The sequence below is a fragment of the Kocuria sp. UBA1838 genome (assembly GCF_002338785.1).
Classification (GTDB): domain Bacteria; phylum Actinomycetota; class Actinomycetes; order Actinomycetales; family Micrococcaceae; genus Kocuria; species Kocuria marina.
In genome coordinates this window covers 25,058-36,654 of sequence record NZ_DDIY01000001.1, presented here as the reverse complement: position 1 = coordinate 36,654, position 11,597 = coordinate 25,058, and the positions used below count along the sequence as shown (strand labels likewise).

Sequence of the window (11,597 nt, the reverse complement as noted above, 5' to 3'; positions counted from 1 at the left end):
TTGGGCAGGGTGATGATCGCGAGCCCCACCATGACCAGGAACATGATCCCCACCATGGCCGCGGTGATCTTCTCGATCACCGCGTAGCGCCCCGCCCACACGATCACGAACCCGATCAGGCCCATGAGGATGGCCCACGCCCACAGGGGCAGGATGGGGAACAGCGCGGCGAGCGGCAGGGCGGAGGACGACATGGCCGTGGCGCCGTACACGAATCCCCAGATCAGGATGTACGGACCGAAGTACCAGGACGTCCACCGGCCCAGGGAGCGCCAACCCTCGAAAATGGTGCGCCCGCTCGCGAGCGAGTACCGACCGGCGCCCTCCACGAGCACAATCTTCATGATCGTGCCCGCGATGACCGCCCACAACAGGGTGTAGCCGTAGCGCGAGCCGGCGGTCAGCGTGGCCACCATGTCCGCGGCACCCACGCCCGTGGCCGCCACCACGAGACCGGGACCGATCAGCTGCCACCGTTTGACCTTCTCCAACGACTCATCGGGGTCGATGGACGGAAGGGGTTGCAGCGGGGTCTTGTCGCGCATCGGGGGCTCCACACTTCGGGCATGAATCAGGTCACAGTTGTGCTCATGCAGTCTTTCACGCGGGGTGCGCCACACTCCTTCGGTGGCGAAGTATGGCTGGTGTGTCCCCGCCGAGGACCGGGGACGCGCACGCAAGGCCGGGGACAGGAGGAACCGGGCCAGGACGAACCGGATGAAAGCGGATGAGCACGGACCAGGAACAGGCCCGGCACGAAGGAACCCCCGGGGACCGGCGCTGCGGTCCCCGGGGGTTCTCGGGTGTGGAGCCTAGGAGATTCGAACTCCTGACATCCGCCTTGCAAAGGCGGCGCTCTACCAACTGAGCTAAGGCCCCGTGTTCAGTTGTGGTGCTGATCCTGCCGAACGCGGATCGCGGTACCGGGACGGTCAGTCCACGGGGTCCACGGCCGAATTCCACGCCTCTCGTTTGGCTTCCGCCTCGCGCCAGGACTTGAAGGCTGCCACGGACAAGCCGGCCAGTGCGGCCAGGGCTGCGATTCGTGCCTTCATGGGGACCCTCCGAACGAGATCATCTCGCGGTTGGCGGGAATTCGATGGGTGGGCGTACCAGGAATTGAACCTGGGACCTCTTCGTTATCAGCGAAGCGCTCTAACCGTCTGAGCTATACGCCCTCAGCGTGCACCGCCAGAATCGTCCTCTGATCGGCCACGCCAAGACTTTACCGGAGTTTCATCCGCCGCACAAAATCGGACGGACCGCGGGATCAGTCGTCGGTCAGGGTCACCCCGATGCCCCCGATCAGGGACGCCGCGATGTTGTACACGAGCGCCCCGAGCACGGACAGCACGGTCAGCAGGATGACGTTGACCACGGAGATGATCGTGGCGAACAGGGCCACGTTGCCGAGCGAGAGGAACCGCTTGATGTCCGCTCCCCCGGCGCTGCCGCCGAGCATGGACAGCAGTTCGTTGATCCCGTCGAACAGCCCGGTGAGGCTCAGCACGATCCACAGCACCAGGGACGCCACGACCGTGATGATCCCGAGCGCCACGGAGAGCAGGAAGGCCAGCTTGAGCACGGACCACGTGTCCACCTTGGACACCACGAGCCGTGCGCGGCGCACCTTGGCCCGGGGGGCGGGTCGCACGAGTCCCTTGCCGGAGCTCTTGGCGCTCTGCGGGGACGGCTTCTGGGGGGAAGAAGTCTTCACGGGCTGGCCCGCCTTCGAGGCTGAGCTCGCGCTCATGCGTCACCTCCGTTGTCGTTGTGCTCCAACGCTACTGCATCGTCGTCACCGACCGGCGCAGCGGCGTCGGCACCGTCCTGGCCCGCGGGGACGTCCGCGGTCGTGACTTCGGGGGAGTCCATCGCGGAGCCGGGGGCGACGTCGCTCGGCCCGGTGGCCTCGGCGGCGTCCTCCTCCGCGACCTCCTTCTCGATCTCCCGCTCGGCGTTGCGGGCGACCCCCACGATGGCGTCGTTGGGACCCGGCTTGGCGAAGATCACACCCATCGTGTCACGGCCGCGGGCGGGGACCTCGCTCACGTTGGAGCGCACGACCTTGCCGCTCTCCATGACCACGAGCACCTCGTCGTTCTCGCCCACGATCAGCCCGCCCACCTGGCCACCGCGGACCTCGGCGAGTTTGGCAACCTTGATGCCCAGGCCACCGCGGCCCTGCACGCGGTACTCCTGGACGCTCGTGCGCTTGGCGTAGCCGCCCTCGGTCACCACGAACACGTAGGAGTCGTCGCTGACCACGTTGGCGGAGAGCAACTCGTCCCCGGGGCGGAACTTCATGCCCGTGACACCGGAGGTCGCGCGACCCATGGGGCGCAGGGCGTCGTCGTCAGCGGTGAACCGCAGGGACTGGCCCAGGCGCGAGATCAGCATGACGTCGTCGTCGGTGTTCACGAGCATGGCCGAGACCAACTCGTCGTTCTCGCGCAGGTTGATCGCGATCACGCCCGCGGAACGATTGGTGTCGTAGTCCGTGAGCCGCGACTTCTTGATCAACCCGTTGCGGGTCGCGAGCACGAGGTACGGGGCGTCCTGGTAGGAGTGCAGCTCCATGACCTGGGCGATGCGTTCCTCGGGCTGGAACTCCATGAGATTGGCCACGTGCTGGCCCTTGGCGTCCCGGCCGGCCTCCACGAACTCATAGGCCTTGACGCGGTAGACGCGCCCGAGGGTCGTGAAGAACAGGATCCAGTTGTGGGTGCTCGTCACGAAGAAGTGCTCCACGACGTCGTCGCCGCGCAACTGCGCGCCCTTGATGCCGCGGCCACCTCGGTGCTGAGCGCGGTACTCGTCCGCGCGGGTTCGCTTGACATAGCCGTCGCGCGTGATGGTCACGACCACCTGCTCCTGCGGGATGAGGTCCTCCATGGAGACGTCCCCGTCGAAGCCGTAGAGCACCTCGGTGCGGCGGTCGTCACCGTAGTGGTCCACGATGCCCTGCAGTTCCTCCGAGATAATCTCGCGCTGACGCTCCTCGGACGCGATGATCGACTCGTACTCGGCGATCAACCGCTGCAGCTCGGCGTGCCGGTCCTGGATCTTCTGCCGTTCGAGCGCGGCCAGGCGGCGCAACTGCATGTTGAGGATCGCCTGGGCCTGGGCCTCGTCGATCTCGAGCAGCTCCATAAGCCCGGTGCGTGCCTGCTCCACGGTGGGCGAGCGCCGGATCAGGGCGATGACCTCGTCCAGGGCGTCCAGGGCCTTGAGCAGACCGATCAGGATGTGCGCTTCCTCCTGCGCCTGCTTGAGGCGGTACGTGGTGCGCCGGACGATGACTTCCATCTGGTGGGTGACCCAGTGGTGTACGAACGCGTCCAGGGAGAGCGTCCGGGGCACCCCGTCCACGAGCGCGAGCATGTTCGCGGAGAAGTTCTCCTGCAACTGCGTGTGCTTGTAGAGGTTGTTGAGCACGACCTTGGGTACGGCGTCCCGCTTGAGCACGATCACCAACCGCTGACCCGTGCGCCCCGAGGTCTCGTCGCGCATGTCGGCGATGCCCTGGACCCGCCCTTCCTTGACGAGGTCCGCGATCTTGATGGCCAGGTTGTCCGGGTTGACCTGGTACGGCAGCTCCGTGACCACGAGGCACGTGCGGTTGTGGATCTCCTCCACACTGACCACCGCGCGCTGCGTGATGGAACCACGACCGGTGCGGTAGGCCTGTTCGATGCCCTTGTGGCCGAGGATCTGCGCCCCGGAGGGGAAGTCCGGACCCTTGATTCGCTTGATGAGTTCTTCGAGCAGGGTCTCGCGGTCCACGTGCGGGTTCTTGAGGTACCACTGCACGCCGTCCGCGACCTCGCGCAGGTTGTGCGGGGGGATGTTGGTGGCCATGCCCACCGCGATGCCGGAGGAGCCATTGACCAGCAGGTTGGGGAACCGCGCGGGCAGCACCACGGGTTCCTGCTGCTTGCCGTCGTAGTTGTCCTGGAAGTCCACGGTGTCCTCGTGGATGTCCTGGACCATCTCCATGGCCAGAGGCGCCATCTTGGTCTCGGTGTACCGGGGAGCCGCGGCGCCGTCATTACCGGGGGAACCGAAGTTGCCCTGCCCCAGCGCGAGCGGGTAGCGCATGATCCAGTCCTGGATCAGTCGCACCAGGGCGTCGTAGATCGCGGAGTCACCGTGCGGGTGGTAGTTGCCCATCACGTCGCCCACCACGCGCGCGCACTTGTTGAACGAACGATCGGGGCGGTAACCGCCGTCGTACATTGTGTAGAGCACCCGCCGGTGCACGGGCTTGAGACCGTCCCGCACGTCCGGCAGCGCGCGCCCCACAATCACCGCCATGGCGTAGTCCAGGTAGGAGCGCTGCATTTCCGTCTGGAGATCGATCTGCTCCACGCGGTCGCCCGTGATCGCCACCTCGTCGGTCACGACGCCGTCACCGGCCTCGGGTGCGCCCTGCGGGTCCACGGGGCCGTTGCCGTCCTGCGTCTCGTCACTCATGGGTTGCTGTTTCCTTCTCTCGTTCCCGGGATCATCGTTCATACTCGCGCCGGAATATTCCGGGCGTCACATGATCAGATGTCCAGGAAGCGGATGTCCTTCGCGTTCTGCTGGATGAACTCGCGGCGGGACTCCACGTCCTCGCCCATGAGGACCGAGAACACCTGGTCCGCCGCGGCGGCGTCGTCCATGGTGACCTGCAGCAGCGTGCGGTGCTCCGGGTCCATGGTGGTCTCCCACAGCTCGGTGTAGTCCATCTCGCCCAGACCCTTGTAACGCTGGATGCCGTTGTCCTTGGGCAGTCGGCGGTTCTCCGCGAGACCCTTGGCCAGGGCGGCATCGCGCTCCGCGTCCGAGAACACGTAGTCGTGCGGCGCGTTGGACCACTTGATGCGATACAGCGGCGGCTGCGCGAGGTACACGTACCCGTGCTCGATGAGCGGACGCATGAACCGGAACAGCAGCGTGAGCAGCAGGGTGGTGATGTGCTGACCGTCCACGTCCGCGTCCGCCATGAGCACGATCTTGTGGTAGCGGGCCTTCTCGATGTCGAAGTCGTCACCGATCCCCGCGCCGAAGGCTGTGATCATGGACTGCACTTCCGCGTTGGACAACGCCCGGTCCAACCGAGCCCGCTCCACGTTGAGGATCTTCCCGCGCAGCGGCAGGATCGCCTGGTGCGCGGGATCGCGGCCCTGCACGGCGGAACCGCCCGCGGAGTCACCCTCCACGATGTAGATCTCGGAGACCGTGGGGTCCTTGGACGAGCAGTCCTTGAGCTTGCCCGGCATGCCCCCGGACTCCAGCAGACCCTTGCGTCGTGTGGTCTCGCGTGCCTTGCGCGCGGCCAACCGCGCCTGGGACGCGTAGATCGCCTTGCGAATGATGTCCTTGGCGGGGTTGGGGTTGCGCTCCAACCACGCCCCGAACAGGTCGAACATCTCGCGCTGAACGAAGGTCTTGGCCTCCGAATTGCCCAGCTTGGTCTTGGTCTGCCCCTCGAACTGGGGTTCCGCGAGCTTGATCGAGATCACCGCGGTGAGCCCCTCGCGCACGTCCTCGCCCGTGAGGTTGTCGTCCTTGTCGCGCAGCAGCCTGTTCTCCCGCGCGTAGCGGTTGATGAGCGTGGTCAGCGCGGTGCGGAAGCCCTCCTCGTGGGTGCCGCCCTCATGGGTGTTGATGGTGTTGGCGTACGTGTGCACGGACTCGTTGAACGCCGTGGTCCACTGCATGGCCAGCTCCAGGGACATCTTCTTGTCCGGGTCGTCCACCTCGAGCGAGATGACGTCGTCGTGGATCAGATCGACCTTCTTGGCCGAATTCAGGAACGTGACGTAGTCCAGCAACCCGTGCTCGTAGCAGTAGACCACCCGGCGGGCGCCAGCCTGGGCGTGGACAGCGGCGTCGTCCGCGCCGACCGTCCCTCCGTCCTGTCCCTCGACCGGACCGGAGGCGTCCACGGGGGACTCCCCCGCGATCTCCTCGCCGGTCTCGTCCGTGACACGCTCGTCCGTGAGCGTGATCCGCAGACCCTTGTTGAGGAACGCCATCTGCTGGAACCGCGCCCGCAGGGTCTCGAAATCGAAGTCCACGGTCTCGAAGATCTCGGGGTCCGGGTAGAAGACCTGGGTGGTCCCGGTCTCGTCCGTCTGCTCGCCGCGTTCGAGCTCACCCTCGGGGTGGCCGCCGTTCGCGAAGCTCATCCGCCAGACGTAGCCCTGCCGGCGGACTTCGGTGTCCACACGCCGGGACAGGGCGTTGACCACCGAGATGCCCACGCCGTGCAGACCGCCGGACACGGCGTAGCCACCGCCGCCGAACTTGCCACCGGCGTGCAGGATGGTCATCACGACCTCCACGGTGGGCTTGCCCTCCGTGGGGTGCATGTCCACCGGGATGCCGCGGCCGTTGTCGCTCACGCGCACGCCGCCGTCCGACTGGAGGGTCACCTCGATGTGGTCGCAGTACCCCGCGAGCGCCTCGTCCACCGAGTTGTCGACCACCTCGTAGACCAGGTGGTGCAGGCCGCGGGGGCCAGTGGAACCGATGTACATCCCCGGGCGCTTCCTGACCGCCTCGAGGCCTTCCAGAACGGTGATGTCGCTCGCTCCGTACTCGTGCTGTAGGGGATCCTCTGTAGCCACGGGGTCTCCGGTCCTCCTGCGTAATCGATGGCGATCATCACCCGACCCATATGAATACAGCCGATGAGACGGCTCGCGGCTCATCGGCTGGCGGGACGGAAAGATCTTTGGCTTCCCATTCTACCGCATGAAGCGCTGGACGGCCCGCAGACGCCCCGGAGCCCCGCCGCGCTGGGTGGACCCATTTTCGGGGTGCGGTGCGCCTCGCGCGCTTCTGGCGCGTTTTTGACGATTTCAGCTCACCCGTAGGTGTCCCGCGGCCCCCTGCCCTGCACCGACCAGCGCCCCCGTTTCCAGCTCGGCCCCACGGGACCGTGGATCTCGAGCCGCGTGACGATCCCCTCCCCCAGCTTGTCCGAGAACTTCCTGATGATCTGGGGTTGGATCAACCGCAGCTGGGTCGCGTAGGCCGTGGAGTCGCAGCGCACGCGCACCACGGTGTCCTCGAAACTCTCGGGCCACGTGTGCTCAGCGTTGCGCGCCCCCACGAGGGACGGCCAGTCCGCGAGCACACTGCTCACGTTCACGGGCGTCTTCCAGCCCCTGTGGGTCATCAGCGCGTCCACCACGGTGGACAGCGCTCGGGGGTCCCGCGCGGAACGCCCCGGTCCCGAGAAGCCCCCGAGCTGCCGCGGATCCACGCCGTAGCGGTCCCGCGCGCGCAATGCCGGGGAGCCCGTTCCCTCCTCCATGGCCGTGCCGAAGGCGCGCATGTTCTTGGCCGCGGCCGCCTTGGACAGGGGCGTGTCCCCGCGGTCGCGGGCGGCCTTCCGGGCCCGTTGCAGGGCCACGGCCGCCGCGTCCACGACGTCGCGATGCACGGGCTCGCTCACGGCTGCTCCGCCTGGGGAGCGTTCTGGTTCCCGCCGGACTCGGGCTCGGCCGACGACGCTGCGCGGTTCCATACCGCCCCCGGCTCCACCTCGATCACCGTGGGCGAGTCCTCGAGCAGCGCCGCGGGTAGGTCCTCGTCCACCGCGGCGGTCACGAGCACCTGCTCGGCCTGCCGCACGAGCTCGGCCAGGCGGCGCCGACGGCGCGCGTCCAGTTCCGCGAACACGTCGTCCAGGATCAGCACGGGCGCCGAACCCCGGGCCGGATCGTCGGCGAGGTGGACGTACCACGAGCCCAGGCGGAGGGCCAGGGCCGTGGACCAGGTCTCCCCGTGGGACGCGTAGCCCCTGGCGGGGGTGTCGCCCAGTCGGATCACGAGGTCGTCCCGATGCGGTCCCACCAGGGTGATCCCGCGATCCCGCTCATGACGTCCCATGCGCTCGAAGGCATTCATCATGAGCTCGTAGAGGTCCGTGACCGAGAAGTGTTCGAGCGCTTCCTGATCGGCACCGGGTGCCACGGACGAGCTCTCGTAGCCCAGGGACACGTGCTTGGGTCCGTCCGTGAGCTGTTGGTATGCCCGGTCCACCTCGGGCTCCAAAGCCTTGAGCAACTGCAACCGCGCACCCATCACGGCCGCGCCGGCGCGCGCGAGCTGGTCGTTCCACACCGCGAGCGTCGCACGATCCGAGTCCGAGAACCCCCGGGAGCGCCGCGCCGATTTCAGCAGGGCGTTGCGCTGCTTCAGCGCCCGGTCGTAGTCCGAGCGCGCGGCACCGAGCACCGGCCGCATGGCCGTGGCGAGATCGTCCAGGAACCGCCGCCGGTGGGACGGATCCCCCTTGACCAGGGTCAGGTCCTCCGGGGAGAACAACACGGTGTGCAGGGTCCCCAGGGCCTCACGGGCGCGGACCGGGGCCGCCCGGTTGATCCGCACGCGATTGGCCCGCGCGGCGTTGAGTTCGTACTCGAGGACCGTGCGCTGTCCCCCGCGGTTGACGCGTACCCGGATGATCGCCTGGTCCGATCCTGTGGTGATGAGCGGTCCGTTGCCCGAGACGCGGTGGGAGCCCAGGGTCGCGGCCCAGTCGATCGCCTCCACGATGTTGGTCTTGCCCACACCGTTGGGTCCCACGAACACCGTGAGACCCGGGGCAAGTGGGAGGTCCAGACCGGGGTAGGTCCGGAAGTTGGCGAGCGACAGGTGGTCTACGAACACACGATCACTGGTTGGGCAGACGCACCGGCATGAGCAGGTACTTGTAGTCCACGCTGTCCTCGCCGTCGGGCTCGCTCTGGGCCGAGAGCACGGCCGGCTTCGGAGGGGCCGTGAACGAGAACCGGACGTAGTCGGAGTCGAACGCGTGCAGTCCCTCGGAGAGGTAGGTGGGGTTGAAGGCCACGGTGATGTCGTCCCCGTTGAGCTGGGCGTCCAGAATTTCGGACGCTTGGGCGTCCTCCCCGGTTCCCGCGTCGAGCGCGACCCGGGACTCGCTGAAAGCGAGCCGCACGGGGGTGTTGCGTTCGGCTACGAGGGACACGCGGCGCACCGCTTCCACGAGTTCCGAGGTCTTCACCACGGCGGTGATCGGTGTGTGATCCGGGAACAGCGAGCGGATCTTGGGGTACTCGCCGTCGATCAGCAGGCTCGTGGTGCGTCGTCCGCCGGATTCGAATCCCACGAGTTCCGTGTTCTGAGCGAGCGCGATGTTCACGTCCCCGGAGGATCCCAGGGTCTTGGCGATGTCGTTGAGCGTCTTGGCCTTGATCAGGGCCGCCGTGGAGATCGCGGGATCGGAGGGCCGCCAGGTCAGTTCCCGCATGGCCAGCCGGTAGCGGTCGGTGGCCAGCAGGGTCATCTTCTCGCCCTCGATCTCCATGCGGATACCCGTGAGGATCGGCAGGGTGTCGTCCTTGGACGCCGCGATGTTGACCTGTGCCACGGCATGCGCGAACTCGTCCCCGGCCACGACGCCGGACAGGTCCGGCAGTCCGGGCAGCTGGGGGTAGTCGTCCACGGGCATGGCCGCGAGGTTGAATTTGGCGGAACGGCACGTGAGGGTGACCTTGCCGCCGTCGGCCTCGAGCTGCACGGGAGCGGAGGGCAGCGAGCGGCAGATGTCCGCGAGCAGACGGCCGGAGACCAGGGTGGTGCCTTCCTCGAGGACGTCCGCGCTGATGGTCAGGCGCGCGGAGATCTCGTAGTCGAAGCTTGCGATGGACAGCGAACCGTTCTCCGCCTTGATGAGCAGTCCGGACAACAGGGGGACGGGAGGCCGCGGTGACAGCGAACGGGCAGTCCAGGTGACTGCTTCAGCCAGTACGTCGCGCTCGACCGAGAACTTCACGGGGTGCCCCTCTTTGGTTCGGAACCGAAGTGTTTTGTCTGCATGGTATCCGGCCGCGGGGACGTCATCCGAACCCCCGGATCGTCAGGTTCGGACAGGATCCGCCCGTGGCGGTTCCTGGATTCTTGTAATTACAGAGATCCCGGGGAGCCGTTCGGCCGGAGAGAACCGGATTTTTGTTATTCGGTCGATCTTTTCTTAAGGGGTAGAAGTGTTAATAACCCCTGTGGACTCTGTGGATAACTGCCTGTTCCTCAGCAATCCCGCGGTTCGAGGGTGTTGATCCGGTGTGGACGATTGTGGATTGCCTTGTGCGTGCCGAGTGCACAACTTCCGCGTGATTCCGCGGATTCCACAGGCTCGCCCACCGATGCGCGGCGGTTGTCCACCGCCTGTTCTGCGTTGTCCACAGATTTTTCCACACGGCGCTGAACAGGACTGTGCACAGCGCGTCCACACCCCCGAATTTTCCTGTGCACCGTGGGCGGCGAAAGCAGTGGATCCGCGGGCTCAGCCTGTGGACGAATCACAAGAAGAACGGGCCCCCGGAACCGTGTTCCGAGGGCCCGTCTCCGGGTGTCGCGTGATCGGGGCGGGTCTTAGCCCTCGCGCGATTGTTGTTTGATCCGGTTGGTCAGCTCCGTGACCTGATCGAAGATCTGTCGGCGTTCGGCCATGAGCGTGCGGATCTTACGGTCCGCGTGCATGACCGTGGTGTGGTCCCGCCCGCCCAGTTCCTGACCGATCTTGGGCAGGGACATGTCCGTGAGTTCCCGCAACAGGTACATGCCGATCTGGCGCGCGGTCACCAGGGTGCGCGTGCGGGACTTGGACTTCAGCTCGTCCAGGGTGATGTTGAAGAACGCGGCGGTCTGCCCCAGGATCGAGGCCGCGGTGATCTCCTGTCCCCCGTCGTCGGTGATCAGATCCTTCAGCACGAGCTCTGCGAGCGGGAGATCCACCGGTTGCTTGTTGAGGGACGCGAAGGCCGTGACCCGGATCAACGCCCCTTCCAGTTCGCGGATGTTGGTGGAGATGTGGGAGGCGATGTACTCCATAACATCGTCCGGGGCGTCCATCCCCTCGCTGATCGCCTTCTTGCGCAGGATCGCGATCCGGGTCTCGAGCTCGGGCGGCTGCACGTCCGTGATCAGTCCCCACTCGAAGCGGGAGCGCATCCGCTCGGCGAATCCCGTGAGCTGTTTGGGCGGCATGTCCGAGGTAATCACGATCTGCTTCTCGTGATTGTGCAGCGCGTTGAAGGTGTGGAAGAACTCCTCCTGCGTGTGCTCCTTGCCCGCGAGGAACTGGATGTCATCGATCAGCAGCAGGTCCACGTTGCGGTAGATGCCCTTGAAAGACGAGCCCTCGTCGTCGCGGATGGAGTTGATGAAGTCGTTGGTGAACTCCTCCGAGTTCACGTACCGCACGCGCAGCTTGGGGTAGAGCCGCTTGGCGTAGTGCCCGATCGCGTGCAGCAGGTGGGTCTTGCCGAGACCCGAATCCCCGTAGATGAACAGCGGGTTATATGCCTTGGCGGGGGTCTCGGCGACCGCGAAGGCTGCGGCGTGGGCGAACCGGTTCGACTGGCCGATCACGAAGGAGTCGAAGACGTACTTGGGGTTCAGTCGGGCGGAACTGTCCCATTCCGAATCCGCCGGGCTGGTGTCCGAACCGTTGCCGGTGCTGAGCACCTCGCGCTGTTGCGGCCCCGGGGGCGCGGCTTCGGGTAGGCGGCGCGGGGGCAGATCGTCGTACTCGCCGGCGCCGTCGCCGGGCTCGGTGGTTGCCAGGC

9 protein-coding genes and 2 tRNA genes are annotated in these 11,597 nt (G+C 66.5%); all 11 read right to left on the bottom strand.

The window, feature by feature from the left end:
* Positions 1-545 (bottom strand): Nramp family divalent metal transporter (locus B3I25_RS00190; RefSeq protein ID WP_286737394.1); only part of this gene is annotated, 545 nt, incomplete at its 3' end.
* Between the two features lie 261 nt (positions 546-806).
* Positions 807-879: transfer RNA gene (locus tag B3I25_RS00185), tRNA-Ala, on the bottom strand.
* A 53-nt stretch (positions 880-932) separates the two neighbouring features.
* Positions 933-1,055, bottom strand: coding sequence for a hypothetical protein (locus B3I25_RS00180; RefSeq protein WP_255359867.1), 123 nt, complete (start codon positions 1,053-1,055; stop codon positions 933-935).
* A gap of 49 nt (positions 1,056-1,104) precedes the next feature.
* Positions 1,105-1,178: transfer RNA gene (locus tag B3I25_RS00175), tRNA-Ile, on the bottom strand.
* 92 nt (positions 1,179-1,270) lie between these two features.
* Positions 1,271-1,717, bottom strand: a complete 447-nt coding sequence (locus B3I25_RS00170) for a DUF3566 domain-containing protein (RefSeq protein ID WP_286737393.1) — start codon at positions 1,715-1,717, stop codon at positions 1,271-1,273.
* Between the two features lie 32 nt (positions 1,718-1,749).
* On the bottom strand, positions 1,750-4,476 hold the full coding sequence (gyrA, locus tag B3I25_RS00165) for a DNA gyrase subunit A (RefSeq protein WP_286737392.1): 2,727 nt from the start codon (positions 4,474-4,476) through the stop codon (positions 1,750-1,752).
* Between the two features lie 74 nt (positions 4,477-4,550).
* Complete coding sequence (gyrB, locus tag B3I25_RS00160) at positions 4,551-6,620, bottom strand: DNA topoisomerase (ATP-hydrolyzing) subunit B (protein WP_286737391.1); 2,070 nt, start codon at positions 6,618-6,620, stop codon at positions 4,551-4,553.
* A gap of 239 nt (positions 6,621-6,859) precedes the next feature.
* Positions 6,860-7,453 (bottom strand): DUF721 domain-containing protein, encoded by a 594-nt coding sequence (locus B3I25_RS00155; protein WP_064845489.1) that lies wholly within the window; start codon positions 7,451-7,453, stop codon positions 6,860-6,862.
* Positions 7,450-8,673, bottom strand: coding sequence for a DNA replication/repair protein RecF (gene recF, locus B3I25_RS00150; protein ID WP_286737387.1), 1,224 nt, complete (start codon positions 8,671-8,673; stop codon positions 7,450-7,452). The genes B3I25_RS00155 and recF overlap by 4 nt, the downstream gene beginning before the upstream one ends.
* A gap of 4 nt (positions 8,674-8,677) precedes the next feature.
* Complete coding sequence (dnaN, locus tag B3I25_RS00145; protein WP_206399049.1) at positions 8,678-9,802, bottom strand: DNA polymerase III subunit beta; 1,125 nt, start codon at positions 9,800-9,802, stop codon at positions 8,678-8,680.
* Between the two features lie 599 nt (positions 9,803-10,401).
* Positions 10,402-11,597, bottom strand: a 1,196-nt coding sequence (gene dnaA / locus B3I25_RS00140) for a chromosomal replication initiator protein DnaA (protein WP_286737386.1), incomplete at its 5' end; no start/stop codon positions are given.